Below are 13,925 nucleotides of genomic sequence, written 5' to 3' on the forward strand. Positions count from 1 at the left end.
CTTTAGTAGTTGTTATGCTATTTAAGAATTATATATTGATGGATAGAGGCCGCGGAGCTGATCAGTACGATACGGGAGTTTAACAGCGTTGAACGTATCGGAAAGGGAGTTTCGCCGAAACTTGTTTAGCGATTGTTATAGATAAACAAGTTGGGGGCATTTTTAATAAGGATGCCACTGTCATTTGTGTTCGCGCATAAATGGAGAGCTATAGGATTGTTTGATGTTTTGTGCACAGACGAATTTTAAGGGGCTGACTGTATCCGTTCATGGAGAGGTCAGCCTTTTTTCTTTTCTCTTTTCTCTTCCATCTAAAAATAGGAGGAAAACTTTTATGGAAAACACGATTTTTTCAATTTTGCCGCCGATTATAGCGATTGTCATGGTGTTATTAACGCGCCGTGTCTTGCTTTCCTTAGGCGCAGGAATTGTAGCTGCAGCGTTAATTTTGACGTCTTTTTCACCGGTTGCCGCATTTCGGGAACTGTTTAATTCATTCGCCATCACATTTTGGGATGAAGGGTTCAATACTTATAACGTCTTTATAATTCTGTTTTTGCTATTGCTTGGCATCATTACGGCGTTTGTCAGCTTGTCAGGAGGCAGCCGTGCATTTGCGGATTGGGCATCCCGACACATTAAGTCACGGAGAAGTGCAAAGGTTCTTACCGTGTTCCTGGGCATCCTGATCTTTATCGACGATTATTTCAATGCTCTGGCCGTTGGGCAAGTGGCGCGGCCCATTACGGACCGCTATAAAGTGTCACGGGCGAAACTGGCATACTTTATTGATTCGACAGCTGCGCCTATCTGTGTAGTATCCCCTGTATCAAGCTGGGGAGCGGCCATCATCGGAATCGTTGCAACAATTCTTGCAGGCCAGACTTTCAACACGATGTCTGCAATAGAAGCTTTCCTTTGGATGGCGCCGATGAATTTCTATGTTGTTTCAGCCATGGCTATTGTAATCTTTGTCGCAGTAAGCGATGTGGATTTCGGGGCGATGAAAAAGCACGAAACACGGGCAATGACAACCGGGGAATTGTTTGATGCATCGAAAACAATTCCAGGTGAAATGAAAGAAGAATTTCCTTCGCATAAGCATGGGCGAGTGCTGGATCTTTTATTGCCGATTTTGTTGCTTGTGGCAGGAACGGTAAGTGCGATGATTTGGACCGGTTATCAAAATGCAGGACAAGTCTTTGACATATGGCTCATATTCGAAAACACGGATGTTCCAGTTTCATTGATCACTGGAGGAGTGTTAGGGGCCGTTACTTCAGTAGTTTTATATGCTATGCAGATAAGATACAACGAAAAGGCTAGCGTCGGCTGGGTGGGCAAAGGAGTTTGGGCCGGGATCCGATCAATGATGGGTGCTGTTTTGATTTTAATTTTCGCCTGGTCTTTGACCTATTTGATTGACGCTCTTCAGACAGGGCAATATCTTGCTGATGTGGTGGCGGAAGGGAATATTCCAACTGCAATTTTACCGGTGCTGTTATTCATTTTGGCAGGCGTAATGGCATTTGCCACCGGAACTTCTTGGGGATCGTTCGGCATTCTATTGCCGATAGCAGGAAAAATCATGTCACAAGCTGAACCGGAATTACTGTTGCCGGCTTTAGCAGCTGTTTTAGCGGGTGCTGTATTTGGGGACCATTGCTCACCGATTTCCGATACGACGATTCTGTCATCAACCGGTGCGGGAAGCAATCATATGGATCATGTTATCACGCAACTTCCATATGCCATCACGGCTGCGGTTATTGCTGCTATCGGATATATAGTCATAGGTATTACTGGCTCCCTATTGATGGCACTTGGAACAGTGCTAATTGTTTTAGCAGTATTATTCTTAATTTGGTCTAAACAAAAACCAACCACAGTAAAACAGTAAAATAACAGGTGTTATTAAAAGCAGAAATCTATGATTTCTGCTTTTTTATTATTGAATGAATAGTTTTTTGTAAAAATTCTTTGAAATCACCTTTACTTTATATTTGCCCCTCGGTATACTGATTTTAGATTAGTAAATAATCTGAAAATATACAAACTTCCTATTTTTCTGCAAGAAAAATGGAAACTATTAAAGGGGGAAAAAAAATGGAACGTTCGCAATGGGGAACACGCGCCGGTTTTATCATGGCTGCTGTAGGTTCCGCGGTTGGCCTAGGGAACATTTGGCGTTTTCCGTATGTGGCCTATGAAAATGGTGGAGGAGCATTCTTTATACCATACTTATTTGCTTTGCTGACTGCAGGCATACCGATTCTTATTTTAGAATTCACCATCGGCCATAAATTTCGTGGATCAGCGCCATTGTCGTTCTTTAGGATGGGCGGTAAAAAACTAGAATGGCTTGGGTGGTGGGCAGTTTTTGTATCATTCATCATATCATGTTATTACGCCGTCATTATTGCTTGGGCAATGCGCTACACAATTTTCTCATTCAACCAAGCATGGGGAGCAGATACAGAGACATTCCTATTCAATGATTTCTTGAATTTAACGGTTCAGCCAGGCCAAACAGGCGGTATCGTCTGGGGGGTATTTATTCCGCTGGCTATCGTTTGGATCATTACTCTTGGGATCCTGTTGGCTGGGGTTAAAAAAGGGATCGAACTTGCAAACCGCATTTTCATTCCGACACTTGTCGTTATTTTCTTGATTGTCGTCATCCGTGCATTGACATTGGATGGTGCAGCAATGGGCCTTGATGCCTTCTTCAAACCCAATTTCGACGCAATCATGGACCCTTCTGTTTGGGTTGCGGCATACGGTCATATTTTCTTTAGTTTGTCAGTGGCGTTTGCCATCATGATCACTTATGCAAGCTATCTTCCGAAAAAATCGGATATCACGAACAACGCGTTCATTACCGGATTTGCAAACTCTGCATTTGAGTTGCTTGCAGGTATCGGGGTATTCGCGGCACTAGGATTCATGGCAAGCCAGCAAGGTGTTGCGGTTGCGGATGTAGCTACTGCAGGCGTCGGCTTGGCGTTTGTTGTCTTCCCGCAGATCATCAATGAATTCCCAGGATTGAACGGGTTGTTTGGAGCGTTATTCTTCTTGTCTTTGACGCTTGCCGGTTTGACTTCATTGATCTCAATCACTGAGACTTATGTGGCGGGTATTTCTGAGAAATTCGGCATTACACGCAACAAAGCGGTAGCTTTCGGCGGTGGATTGGCTGCTTTGATCTCCATTTTGTTTGCAACTCAAGGAGGGCTATTCTTCCTGGATTTGGCCGATTATTACATCAACCAATTCGGAGTAGCCGCTATTGGCCTTGTAGAAGTAGTGCTTGTCGTATGGGTGTTCCGTAAAGCAAATCTGCTTCAAAACCATGCCAATGGTATTTCGGATATCCATCTTGGCGGTTGGTGGAAAATATGTTTAGGGGTTATCACGCCAATTGTTTTAGGATATATGATGTTTGGATTATTAAGACTGAATATCTTAAAGCAATTTGATACTGAAACAGGTAACTATGAAGGGTATTCGAATATGTTCACCCTGTTTGGCGGCGTTTCGGTCGCTTTAGCAGCTATTGTTTTGGGAATTCTTTTCACACTTGGCAAGTGGCATAAAGACCACGCTCAGTTCGAAGAAAACAAATAAGGGGGTTCGCAATATGTCAACTAGCGCAATCGTAGTTATGATTATTGGTATGGTGATTATATGGGGCGGATTGGCTGCAAGTATTGGGAATGCCGTCAGCAAAAGTAAAAAAGCAAAAAGAACTGCATAAATTGTTGAACCCGGAAGCTTTGGCTTCCGGGTTTTCTATTGTCCGCTAACTTGTGGGTGAGCGTTCTTTATGGTACATTTGGGAGAGAAGTTAACGGCTGGGATCCAGACTCCAAGCTATTGTTACTGTACAAAGCAGCTGAAGATATCAGCTAATGGATGGTGAGAAAGTTGATCACGATAGAACAGTGGAATTACGAGATAGTCATCGATTACCGTGAAGGGTTCAATGAAGAAGCGTTGACCGGCCGGTATAGTGAAATATTAGCGAAATACGATTATATTTTAGGCGACTGGGGCTATGGCCAGTTGCGCTTAAAAGGCTTTTTTGAAGACACCAACCATAAAGCGACTTATGACACCAAAATCAGCACATTGCAAGATTATTTGTATGAGTATTGCAATTTTGGCTGCGCTTATTTTGTGATAAAGAAAACCGGCAAAGCCACAGTTCCAGAAACGGCGCCAGAAGAGACCCTCGAAACGGATGCATAATCCGCCGAGGGTTTTTTATTGGCATATGATATGATAGAAAGGGAAAACAATCGAGATTTATGAACGTAAAACGGAGGAGAGTTTATGTATTTTATTGACCGCACAAAAATCACACAGACGGTTTCTTATATGAAATCTTTGTTGGATCTATATGAAAAAAAGGACGGCTGGGATTCGCTTGAAGACCAACTGGCTTTGGAAAGATTGGCTTCGAATGTCGTCGAGTCCATTATTGACGTCGGCAATACGATGATTGACGGGTTTATCATGCGCGATCCAGGAAGCTACGACGATATCATCGATATTTTAACCGATGAAAAAGTGATTACTCCAGAAATGGATGAACCGCTGAAAAAAGTGCTTGCATTGCGTAAAATGCTGGTGCGTGAATTCATGAAAGTGGATCATTCCAATATCAAAGCTGTTTTTGATGCCAGTTTTGAAGAGTTGAAAGAGTTTGGTCCTAAAGCAGAGCATTATTTGGAACATGAACTTGGCCCAGTATCGGCTTTTCTACCGGAGGCCAAAGATGAAGAACTATAAAGCTTATTGTCTGGATTTAGATGGAACAGTTTACCGGGGGACGGAAGTGATTCCGGAAGCGAAAGTGTTTATCGAACGCCTGCAAAAAAAGGGGATTGAACCGTTTTTTGTTACGAACAATGCTTCGATGACGCAAAAGCAACTGAGCGATAAACTGGCGCGTTTTGGTATAAAAGCTGAAAAATCGCGTATTATTTCTTCTGCTATTGCGGCTGCCAAATACATCAAGCACTGGCACCCGGGCAAGACCGTTTTCATGATCGGCTCTAATGGATTGGAACAGGCATTGTCTCAAGAAGGAATTGAACGGGTAAAAGAAGACGGAGATATTGTCCTTATGGGAATTGACCGGGACATCAATTTTGACAAGCTCGCTAACGCTTGCTTGGAGGTCCGAAAAGGCGCTACGTTTATATCGACAAACGGCGACCTTGCCTATCCTTCAGAAAAAGGGCTGATACCGGGCAACGGGGCTTACACGACTCTAGTCGCAGCGTCCACTGGCATTGACCCGATGTATATCGGAAAGCCGGAAATGCACATGCTTGAAGCAATTATGCTGGACTTCGGATTTGAAAAAGGCGATATGGTGATGATCGGCGACAATTACGATACGGATATCAAAGCCGGGCTCAATTTTGATATCGACACAGTGCATGTTAACACTGGTGTCACTTCGACGGAAGTGGTTTTGAAAAAAGAAATCCAGCCAACGTACGCACTAGAAAGCCTGCTGACTTGGGAAATATAAAAAAAGCCGTTTTTCAACGGCTTAGAAAAGCGGGTTTTCTTCTATAAAATCATACACTTTTTGTGTCAATTCTTCCGGGGAATCGGCTTCTACGATCTCACCATTCACCAAAGCATACAAAGATTCTGCGCATTGGGTGCAATAACTCAAACAACCGTAATCCAGGACATCCAGATTGGGGTCGCGTTCCAGTTTTTCAAAAGAATCTTGTGCTCCGTTGGCGATGTTGCTGATGCAAAATTCAACAATTGGTTTCATTTAGCTCACCTCGCTACATCGAAATCCTACCCTTTTTTTTGGCGTTAGTCAATTAATTGATTTTGGGTAAATATATTGTGAAAGTTATCACAATCAGCTATACTCATATTGGAGAAAATGTGCAGACAGAAGAATTAAAAGGAGATTTTTATGAGAAAATTAGTCTTACTTGGTGGAGGATATGGCAATATGCGGATTTTGCTGCGTCTATTGCCGAACAATTTGCCGCAAGATATGGAAATCATTTTAATCGACCGAACACCGTTTCATAGCATGAAAACTGAGTTTTATGCATTAGCGGCAGGAACGGAATCAGACCATGAAGTGCGTGTTCCATTTCCTGAACATGAGCGATTAAAAATTGTTAATGGTGAAATTTTAGAGATTGACCTGGAAGAAAAATGTGTATTGTTGGAAAACGGGGAGCGAGTGACTTACGACGATTTGGTCATCGGCCTCGGATGTGAGGACAAATACCACAACGTGCCAGGAGCAGACGAATATACGTACAGCATTCAGACAATCGGTAAATCACGCCAGACCTATCAAGCTCTTTTAGGCTTGCCGTCAGGTGCAGTGGTTGGGGTTGTAGGAGCAGGACTGAGCGGCATTGAACTTGCCAGCGAACTTCGCGAAAGCCGAAAAGATTTGCAAATCAAGCTGTTTGACCGGAGCCCGCGCATTTTGCGCGATTTCCCGGAACGTTTGAGCAACTTTGTGAAAAAGTGGTTTGACAGCAATAACGTCGAAGTGGTTCCAAGCTCCAACATTACAAAAGTGGAACCGAAAATGCTTTACAACCACGAAGAGACGATTCCGGTCGACGCCGTTGTTTGGACGGCAGGCATCCAGCCGGTCAAACCGGTGCGCAATATGGGTCTTGAAACCGATAATAGTGGACGTGTGGTCATCAATCAGTATCATCAATTGCCGAACGACGAACATGTCTATATCGTAGGGGACTGTGCAGCATTGCCGATGTCTCCTTCTGCACAGCTTGCGGAAGAACAGGCGGAACAGATTGTTAAAGTGCTGAAAACAGTATGGAATGGTGAAACACTGCCGGAAACAATGCCAGAAATCAAGCTGAAAGGCTTCCTTGGATCGCTTGGAAAAAAACAAGGATTCGCTTATTTGGCAGATCGCACCGTAACAGGACGCATCGCACGCCTTATGAAGTCAGGTGTCTTGTGGATGTACAAGTGGCATAACGGATAAATAAAAGAAGCTCACAGCTTAAGCTGTGAGCTTCTTTTGTTATTCAGCTGCTTCAAACCCATGCTTTTCAAGTTCCTTGAAGACCGGCTTTAACTGTACATAGCCTTCGCCGACAACTTCGCCTTCAATCAACACGAGCGGATAAAAGAATTCATCGTCCAAGATGCGCTGGGCATAGTCTTGTTTGTGCGTTTCAGTTTGCGGTTTCTCAATATCAATATAGGTAATTGAAAACGGCTGGCCTTTGTATTTCCTTGAAATTGCTGCTTCTAGCCATTCATATGTGTCTTTGGAAGAAGGCGCATTTACGCAGCTTGCGCAAATTACCTCGGTTCCATAAACTTCAATCGATAATTCTTTCGGCATAAATGTCTTCCTCCTGTGAATTCATTAGTGGCTTTTTCCTTCTAATCACATTATAATGATTATAATGAAAGGAGTCGATATAAATGGCTGAAGCTTTGATGGAAAATCAAGTAATGGAAGTCTTAGATAAATTGCGTCCATTCCTTTTGCGTGACGGTGGAGACTGTGAACTTGTGGATGTGGAGGATGGAGTTGTAAAACTTCGTTTGCTTGGCGCATGCGGAAGCTGCCCAAGTTCGACCATTACATTAAAAGCAGGAATTGAACGCGCTCTAGTGGAAGAAGTTCCTGGCGTTGTAGAAGTAGAACAAGTATTTTAATGCCAAGGGACCTTTATAGGTCCCTTTTTCTGTACTTAAATAAAATTGCTTTTGAAGTTGCCTCACTTGAATAGGGATGGAAAACATTGCTATGATAACTGTATAGGAAGGTGATATGGATGGCACAAGCAGTAGTAATAACAGAAGCAGCGTCGTTTCAAGTGAAAGAAATGATGCGCCACAACGAAGAAGAAGGATCGTTTCTGCGGGTTGCTGTAAAAGGCGGCGGCTGCAGCGGTTTAACATATGGCATGGGCTTTGAAAAAGAGCAGGGGCCAGAAGATGAGCAATACGAACAATTCGGCATTAAAGTGCTGGTAGCAAAAGAAGATGCAGGTATTTTAAACGGTACGGTTGTCGATTACAAGCAATCCTTGATGGGCGGCGGTTTCACGATTGAAAACCCGAACGCCATCGCTTCGTGCGGCTGCGGGACTTCTTTCCGCACAGCGAAAAAAGCGGGCACACCGGAAAGCTGCTAAAAATGTATAGTTAAAAAGCAGAAAAGCCATTCTGGCAAGCGAAACGAACTTCGCTGCCAGAATGGCTTTTGTTTAGGTTAAACTGCCTGTTATTGCACAGAGATGCGATTTGTTGCAGGAGCGCTGACAGGTGCATCCAAGTCAGCGATGTAGGCTTCCAAAGCATCCAAATCAACAGGTCCAACAACTGGGTCTTTGCCGCCGATCAGCTTGGAGAAACCGTCGCCGCCGGTAGAAAGGAAGTTGTTGACTGTTACTGTGTATTCTTTGTCGAGGGCAATTGTGTTGCCGTCTGCATCTTCCAAATTCGTGATTTTGCTGCCGATGGGCGCTTCTTTAGAGTACGTGTAAGTCAAACCAGATACTTGTAGAACCGTTTGTTTGTTATCCGCTCTAAACTGCTGTTCCAATACATCCTTAATTTGCTGGCCAGTATAAGTGGCGCTGACAAGGATGTTGCCAAATGGCTGGATCGTGTACAATTCACCCCAAGTAATCGGTCCAGCATTCAAGTCGGCACGGATGCCGCCTGGGTTCATGAAAGCAAAATCAGTATTCATCGCAGTACGCTGAGAATCGGCGATCAAGTTGCCAAGTGCGGATTCGCCACTGTCATCACTCGTTTTTGTGATGGCTTCAGTTGAAGTCCCGACTTCACGCTCGATCAACGGAGCAACAGCTGCTTTATAGCCATCGACCATCGCTTTTACTTCCGCATCCGGTTCGATGCCGTCATGGAAAGTGGTCACAACTTCCGCAGATTTTTTGACGATGTCTTTAGTTTTCGGATCGATGACAAGGTCGATATCCGTGAATGCTGTCCCGTACGAGTAGCCTTGGACGACTAGTTTGTTATCGACGATAGCATCAGAATAAGCATGGTTGTGCGCTCCAAGAATGATGTCGACTTCATCGTTGATGGTGTTTGCCAAATCAACTGATTCACCAGATGGATTTGTGCCATCAGTGCTCGAAGTAGCTGGTGCATGGGCCAAGACAACAATCGATTCCACGCCTTGTGCTTTTAATTCTGCTACCGCTTTGTCTACAGCTGTTTTTGAATCCGTAACTTCAATATTTTCTAATGCACTGGCGATGACGACATCTTTGATATCTTTCGTGACAACGCCGATAAAACCGATTTTCATGCCATTGACTTTTTGGATATTATAAGCAGGAAGCAAGTTCTTGCCGGAATCTTTATAGACAACGTTAGCTGCTACATATGGGAAATTGGCACCTTCGAAATCCCCTGTTGTCTCATGATAGCCTCCATCAAGAAGGCGTTTCAGCTCATCAACTCCGCGATCAAATTCATGGTTGCCGAGTGTGCCGATATCAAAGCCAAGTTCGTTCATAATTTCAACTGTTGGCTCGTCCTGCAAAAGGGCGGATGCCGGCGAACTTCCGCCAGTCATATCTCCGGAATGGATCAATAATGTATTTTTGTTTGTCGCTTCTCTTTGTTTTAAGTATGCGGCTAAATACTCAGCACCGCCAGCCTGTTTCCCTGCTACTGTGCGCACGACGTCAATTTGTCCGTGCCAATCGTTAACACCCAATAATTGAACTTCAATTCCTCTGTTTGAGACCGCAGCATCTTTTCCAGGTGCTGCTTCTGCTATAGGTGCAGCGAATGATGAACCAAAAACTCCTAAAGCCAACGCTGTACTAGCAAAAACTTGAACTTTCTTCTTCGTGTTTTTCTGCATGTGCTGATACATCCTCCTGTGGATAAAAGATTAGTAAAGCAAAGAGCGGTTATTTTAGAGCAGACAGGTTATTCCTCCGGCTAATCCTTTAAGAGGAATAAATGCCATTAATAGACTATCACAATAGTTAAAAATGTTGATAGAGTATTTCGATTCAGAAAATAATATTTATTTCTGCTGTTATTATAGGCTAATATAAAAATGGATTAGAAAGTATAAGGGGGAGTTTGAGATGGGACAACTGCAGTTCAAGAAAGCATATAAAGAAAACACGGCCTTGAGAGCGAGTTTTTGCCAGCTGGCCAACCATATATTTGGCGTGGACTTCGCGAGCTGGTACGACAAAGGTTTTTGGGATGACCGGTATATTCCTTTTTCTTTCATTGATGAAGGAAAAAGTAGCAGCGAATGTCTCGGTCAATAAAATCGATTTGGTTATCGATGGACATGCGCATCCTTCTTTGCAAATAGGAACGGTGATGACTCATCCGGATTATCGGAACCAAGGTTTATCAAGAATCCTCATGGAAAAAGTAATAAGTGAATACGAAGGGCAGTGCGACTTCATGTATTTATTTGCAAATGAATCAGTTATGGATTTTTACCCGAAATTTGGTTTTCGTGAAGTGGAGGAACAGCAATTTTCAACTTCGTCTTTTTCTTCTAACACAGCTGCCAGAGAGAAACTAAAATTACTCAATGTAAAAAATTCTTCAGATCTTCAGTTGATAGCAGAATATATAGAAGGAAGAGTACCGGTTTCAACCCGTTTTGCAACAGCGAATACAGCTGGCATTACGATGTATCATGTGCTGGCTAGCTTTAAAAACGGGATTTATTATTCAGAAAAACTCGATGCCCTTCTCCTTTTCAAGCAAGAAGGGGGACAGCTTGACCTTTTTGATGTTGTCAGCAAAGTGCCAGTGGACATTCAAACTGTGTTAGCAGAAATTACAGATGAAAACACCAGAAGCATCGTTTTTTATTTTACGCCTGAAGATGGAATCCTTTTGGAAAAAAGGCCTTTCAAGCGTGACGGTGCATTATTTGTCAGGGAGAAAAGCCGGCTTTCTTATCCTGCACAAGTCATGCATCCAGTTGCGTCAGAAGCTTGAACGAACGGACGTAAAGCTTTTCCGATAAAGCAGTAAGCAGTTGAAATCGACTTGTAAAAGGGCTAATATAGAGTGTAGGAGTTTATTGGAATCAGGTGCACTTTGCACATTTATTTTTTCCGATGTAAAAATTACTTGAAGGTGGTTGCGATTGTGTTGAAAAGACCGTCAATATTAGTATTAGGGGCAGGTTACGGTGGTTTAATGACTGTTGTAAACTTGCAAAAAGTTCTGGGCACAGATGCCGCAGATATTACGTTGATCAACAAAAACGAGTACCATTACGAAAGCACTTGGCTGCATGAAGCAGCTGCAGGAACAATGCTTCCTGAAGAGGTGCGTTACGACATCAAAGAAGTTATCGACCCAGTTAAAACAAAATTTGTGCAAGCGACTGTTGAGGAAATCGATGTCGCCGGCAAACGGGTTTTAACGGACAATGGCGAGTACACATACGATTATCTCGTTATTGGCTTAGGATTTGAAGGCGAAACATTCGGTATTGAAGGCCTTGATAAGTACGCTTTATCAATCGCAAATGTTAAAGCTGCGCGCTATATCCGTGAGCACATCGAATACCAATTCGCAACATGGTCAACAGAGCCCATGAAAGACGACAGCCGCTTGACAATCGTTGTGGGCGGTGCAGGGTTCACCGGTATTGAGTTTCTTGGCGAACTTGCAAACCGTGTTCCGGAACTATGCAAAGAGTTTGATATTCCGCGCGAAAAAGTCCGTGTAATTTGTGTAGAAGCTGCACCAATGGTCTTGCCTGGATTTGATCCAGAATTAGTAAGCTACGCAGTGGGCCACTTGGAAGCGAAAGGAATCGAATTTTCAATAGGTACACCAGTTGTAGAAGCGACTCCAGAAGGCGTTAAAATCAAAAAAGGCGACGACCAGTTTGAATTCATCAAAGCTGGCACTGTAGTCTGGGCAGCAGGCGTCCGCGGCAGCAGCGTCCTTGAAGCGAGCCAAATCGAAAGCATGCGCGCGCGCGTTAAAGTCGAAAAAGACCTTCGTGCTCCTGGATTCGCTGATGTCTTCATCGTAGGTGACTGTGCATTGATGATCAATGAAGAAACAAACCGTCCATATCCACCGACTGCCCAAATAGCGATGCAGCAAGGTGAGACAGTGGCGAAAAATATCAATTCGTTGATCAAAGGCGAAGACACTGCTGAGTTTGTTCCTGACCTCAAAGGTACGGTTTGCTCACTTGGTGAAGATGATGCAATCGGTGTGGTTTTCGGCAAGAAAGTTACCGGCAAACGTGCATCATTTATGAAGAAAATGATCGACAACCGTGCTTTATTCTTGGTTGGCGGAGCGAAACTAGTTATGAAAAAAGGTAAGTTCAACGTACTTTAATAGACAATATAGAAAAAGCTCCCCTCAGTGGGAGCTTTTTTTAATAAAGGGGCGCAAGCAGTGGCTAAGCATACAAGAGGGAACGTCTGGCTGGGAGCAGCTGGTTTGGTGGTGAATTCCAGAAAAGAATGGCTTGTTGTAAAAAAGAGGTATGGCGGCTTGAAAGGCAAGTGGTCTTTGCCGGCGGGTTTTGTAGCGGCTTCAGAAACAATCGATCAAGCGGTGTTGCGTGAAGTGAAAGAAGAAACAGGGATGGACTGCAATGTGCTGGGGATGATTGGCTTCCGTTCGGGTGTTATCCGCGGAGAAATAAGCGACAATATGGCCATCTTCCTATTGGAAGCCAAGAATGAGCAACAAAATCTCCAAGCCCAGGAATCTGAACTTTTTGAAGCTGCCTGGAAATCTCCTGAAGAATTGGCAAAAGACGATGCAGTTTCAGTGATGCTTCATGAAATGGCTTCCTATGTTCTTGAAGAAGGCTTTCAAACCATTGAAAATGTCAATCCTGGGGAAGTTTTTGGCTATTCTCTTTACAAACTATTTTTTAAAAAATAGAGAAAAAAGAAGGAAATAAGAGAATGAATCAGAAAAAAAGCGATGTATCCGTTTTCATCGCTTTTTTTTATTCTTGCATAGTAAAGTAATATGTGATATATTTCTGAATATTAAGAACAAGCGATTGAGGAGGTGTTTCAAATGAGATTCATCAAAGTAACTAAACCAGCTAATCAATGTCCATACTGCGCCGGCAAAGGTTATTTTCAATTGCGGTTGGGTGGTTCAGAAACGTGCTCCTGCTGTTCTGGTTCCGGAAAAAAATAAAACTATTAATCCAATGGCGTTTGCGGTGTAATTCCGTGGATGCTTTTTTATTTTGCGAAAATGTTATGATGAAACATTTTATTTTAAAGGTCTAAGCTTATGGTTTTTTAAACGCAACGAACTTGAACGGCCGTTTCCGCTTTTCTGTGACAAAGCGATGAACTCTGGGTTAGCTGATTGATTGCCCCTGGTATTTCGGTTAAACTGGTTAAAGGAATATCGGAGGTTAGTATTCATGAACAATTCAATTACTATTGTGCAATTAATTATTTCTATGCTTTTATTTTTAGTGATGTTTTTCGGAATCGGTTTTTTGCTGAATATGCTGCTTCGCATGACATGGCTTATGGCAATCGTCTATCCGATTGTTGTGTTGCTCATTATCGATGATGTCAGCTTTTTTGATTATTTCACAAGTCCAGGTGAATCTTTTTCCATGCTCGGCAATACATTGACGTCGTTGACAGGTTCGGACATAGCGGTGCTGTTGGCTGGATTTGCGGGGGCGATTATTTCGGGGATTGTCATGAAGGTTTTGCGTAAAATGGGTTATCAAATGTTTTAAAATAAAACTGCCAAACCGGAAATTAGAGTGACCCAATAAAATGAGACAAGGAAAAAACACCGCCATCGTCGTATGTAGTTATCCACGACAAATTGGAGGTGTTTTTCTGTATGGGTTCAAAAAAGGGATCAACCAAGCGATTCTATCC

General features: G+C 43.2%; 17 protein-coding genes and 1 riboswitch. Of the genes, 14 read left to right on the forward strand and 3 right to left on the reverse strand.

Going from position 1 to position 13,925, the window contains the following annotated elements; translation table 11 throughout:
• The first annotated feature begins 35 nt into the window (after positions 1-35).
• Positions 36-219: riboswitch (Lysine riboswitch) on the forward strand.
• A gap of 115 nt (positions 220-334) precedes the next feature.
• The 6 genes from FQV28_RS18995 (at position 335) to FQV28_RS19020 (ending at position 5,545) form a co-directional block, all read left to right on the forward strand.
• Positions 335-1,900: a Na+/H+ antiporter NhaC family protein gene (locus tag FQV28_RS18995; RefSeq protein ID WP_146498093.1), complete on the forward strand. Its 1,566-nt coding sequence runs from the start codon at positions 335-337 to the stop codon at positions 1,898-1,900.
• 206 nt (positions 1,901-2,106) lie between these two features.
• Entirely contained in the window at positions 2,107-3,627 is a 1,521-nt protein-coding gene (locus FQV28_RS19000; RefSeq protein WP_146498094.1) for a sodium-dependent transporter, read from the forward strand.
• A 13-nt stretch (positions 3,628-3,640) separates the two neighbouring features.
• Positions 3,641-3,757, forward strand: a complete 117-nt coding sequence (locus FQV28_RS19005; RefSeq protein WP_146498095.1) for a methionine/alanine import family NSS transporter small subunit — start codon at positions 3,641-3,643, stop codon at positions 3,755-3,757.
• 170 nt (positions 3,758-3,927) lie between these two features.
• Positions 3,928-4,251, forward strand: a complete 324-nt coding sequence (locus tag FQV28_RS19010; RefSeq protein ID WP_146498096.1) for a YutD family protein — start codon at positions 3,928-3,930, stop codon at positions 4,249-4,251.
• Between the two features lie 84 nt (positions 4,252-4,335).
• Entirely contained in the window at positions 4,336-4,794 is a 459-nt protein-coding gene (locus tag FQV28_RS19015) for a DUF86 domain-containing protein (protein WP_146498097.1), read from the forward strand.
• Complete coding sequence (locus FQV28_RS19020; RefSeq protein ID WP_146498098.1) at positions 4,781-5,545, forward strand: TIGR01457 family HAD-type hydrolase; 765 nt, start codon at positions 4,781-4,783, stop codon at positions 5,543-5,545. Before FQV28_RS19015 ends, FQV28_RS19020 begins: the two co-directional genes overlap by 14 nt.
• A gap of 21 nt (positions 5,546-5,566) precedes the next feature.
• Here FQV28_RS19020 and FQV28_RS19025 read toward each other — a convergent pair whose 3' ends face one another.
• Complete coding sequence (locus FQV28_RS19025) at positions 5,567-5,803, reverse strand: YuzB family protein (RefSeq protein ID WP_146498099.1); 237 nt, start codon at positions 5,801-5,803, stop codon at positions 5,567-5,569.
• A gap of 150 nt (positions 5,804-5,953) precedes the next feature.
• Between FQV28_RS19025 and FQV28_RS19030 the strand changes: the two genes are divergently transcribed.
• The gene (locus FQV28_RS19030; RefSeq protein WP_146498100.1) at positions 5,954-7,021 is read left to right on the forward strand and encodes an NAD(P)/FAD-dependent oxidoreductase; all 1,068 of its coding nucleotides are present in this window, start codon (positions 5,954-5,956) and stop codon (positions 7,019-7,021) included.
• A 39-nt stretch (positions 7,022-7,060) separates the two neighbouring features.
• Here the strand turns inward: FQV28_RS19030 and FQV28_RS19035 are convergent, their stop codons facing one another.
• A complete protein-coding gene (locus FQV28_RS19035; protein ID WP_146498101.1) occupies positions 7,061-7,387 on the reverse strand; it encodes a YuzD family protein in 327 nt (108 codons plus the stop codon).
• 83 nt (positions 7,388-7,470) lie between these two features.
• On the opposite strand from FQV28_RS19035, the gene FQV28_RS19040 reads away from it, so the two are divergent.
• A complete protein-coding gene (locus tag FQV28_RS19040; RefSeq protein ID WP_146498102.1) occupies positions 7,471-7,707 on the forward strand; it encodes a NifU family protein in 237 nt (78 codons plus the stop codon).
• 119 nt (positions 7,708-7,826) lie between these two features.
• On the forward strand, positions 7,827-8,189 hold the full coding sequence (locus FQV28_RS19045) for a HesB/IscA family protein (RefSeq protein ID WP_146498103.1): 363 nt from the start codon (positions 7,827-7,829) through the stop codon (positions 8,187-8,189).
• Positions 8,190-8,278: 89 nt separating this feature from the next.
• On the opposite strand, the gene FQV28_RS19050 is transcribed toward FQV28_RS19045, so the two are convergent.
• Positions 8,279-9,901: a bifunctional metallophosphatase/5'-nucleotidase gene (locus FQV28_RS19050; protein WP_255473010.1), complete on the reverse strand. Its 1,623-nt coding sequence runs from the start codon at positions 9,899-9,901 to the stop codon at positions 8,279-8,281.
• A gap of 356 nt (positions 9,902-10,257) precedes the next feature.
• Here FQV28_RS19050 and FQV28_RS19055 point away from each other — a divergent pair, with 356 nt between their 5' ends.
• From FQV28_RS19055 to FQV28_RS19070, 5 genes are all read left to right on the forward strand, one after another.
• A complete protein-coding gene (locus tag FQV28_RS19055; protein ID WP_146498105.1) occupies positions 10,258-11,016 on the forward strand; it encodes a GNAT family N-acetyltransferase in 759 nt (252 codons plus the stop codon).
• A gap of 156 nt (positions 11,017-11,172) precedes the next feature.
• A complete protein-coding gene (locus FQV28_RS19060; RefSeq protein ID WP_146498112.1) occupies positions 11,173-12,387 on the forward strand; it encodes an NAD(P)/FAD-dependent oxidoreductase in 1,215 nt (404 codons plus the stop codon).
• 60 nt (positions 12,388-12,447) lie between these two features.
• A complete protein-coding gene (locus FQV28_RS19065; protein WP_146498106.1) occupies positions 12,448-12,945 on the forward strand; it encodes an NUDIX domain-containing protein in 498 nt (165 codons plus the stop codon).
• Between the two features lie 141 nt (positions 12,946-13,086).
• Complete coding sequence (locus FQV28_RS19360) at positions 13,087-13,212, forward strand: YuiA family protein (RefSeq protein ID WP_186763946.1); 126 nt, start codon at positions 13,087-13,089, stop codon at positions 13,210-13,212.
• 235 nt (positions 13,213-13,447) lie between these two features.
• Positions 13,448-13,777 (forward strand): YuiB family protein, encoded by a 330-nt coding sequence (locus FQV28_RS19070; RefSeq protein ID WP_146498107.1) that lies wholly within the window; start codon positions 13,448-13,450, stop codon positions 13,775-13,777.
• Positions 13,778-13,925: the final 148 nt, after the last annotated feature.

The organism is Planomicrobium sp. CPCC 101079 (assembly GCF_007859275.1).
Taxonomy (GTDB): Bacteria; Bacillota; Bacilli; order Bacillales_A; family Planococcaceae; genus Planococcus.

Coding starts and splice junctions, on each gene's coding strand:
- FQV28_RS18995 (WP_146498093.1), top strand. CDS start 335: ATGGAAAACACGATTTTTTCAATTTTGCCGCCGATTATAGCGATTGTC.
- FQV28_RS19000 (WP_146498094.1), top strand. CDS start 2,107: ATGGAACGTTCGCAATGGGGAACACGCGCCGGTTTTATCATGGCTGCT.
- FQV28_RS19005 (WP_146498095.1), top strand. CDS start 3,641: ATGTCAACTAGCGCAATCGTAGTTATGATTATTGGTATGGTGATTATA.
- FQV28_RS19015 (WP_146498097.1), top strand. CDS start 4,336: ATGTATTTTATTGACCGCACAAAAATCACACAGACGGTTTCTTATATG.
- FQV28_RS19020 (WP_146498098.1), top strand. CDS start 4,781: ATGAAGAACTATAAAGCTTATTGTCTGGATTTAGATGGAACAGTTTAC.
- FQV28_RS19025 (WP_146498099.1), bottom strand. CDS start 5,803: ATGAAACCAATTGTTGAATTTTGCATCAGCAACATCGCCAACGGAGCA.
- FQV28_RS19030 (WP_146498100.1), top strand. CDS start 5,954: ATGAGAAAATTAGTCTTACTTGGTGGAGGATATGGCAATATGCGGATT.
- FQV28_RS19035 (WP_146498101.1), bottom strand. CDS start 7,387: ATGCCGAAAGAATTATCGATTGAAGTTTATGGAACCGAGGTAATTTGC.
- FQV28_RS19040 (WP_146498102.1), top strand. CDS start 7,471: ATGGCTGAAGCTTTGATGGAAAATCAAGTAATGGAAGTCTTAGATAAA.
- FQV28_RS19045 (WP_146498103.1), top strand. CDS start 7,827: ATGGCACAAGCAGTAGTAATAACAGAAGCAGCGTCGTTTCAAGTGAAA.
- FQV28_RS19050 (WP_255473010.1), bottom strand. CDS start 9,901: ATGCAGAAAAACACGAAGAAGAAAGTTCAAGTTTTTGCTAGTACAGCG.
- FQV28_RS19055 (WP_146498105.1), top strand. CDS start 10,258: ATGACCGGTATATTCCTTTTTCTTTCATTGATGAAGGAAAAAGTAGCA.
- FQV28_RS19360 (WP_186763946.1), top strand. CDS start 13,087: ATGAGATTCATCAAAGTAACTAAACCAGCTAATCAATGTCCATACTGC.
- FQV28_RS19070 (WP_146498107.1), top strand. CDS start 13,448: ATGAACAATTCAATTACTATTGTGCAATTAATTATTTCTATGCTTTTA.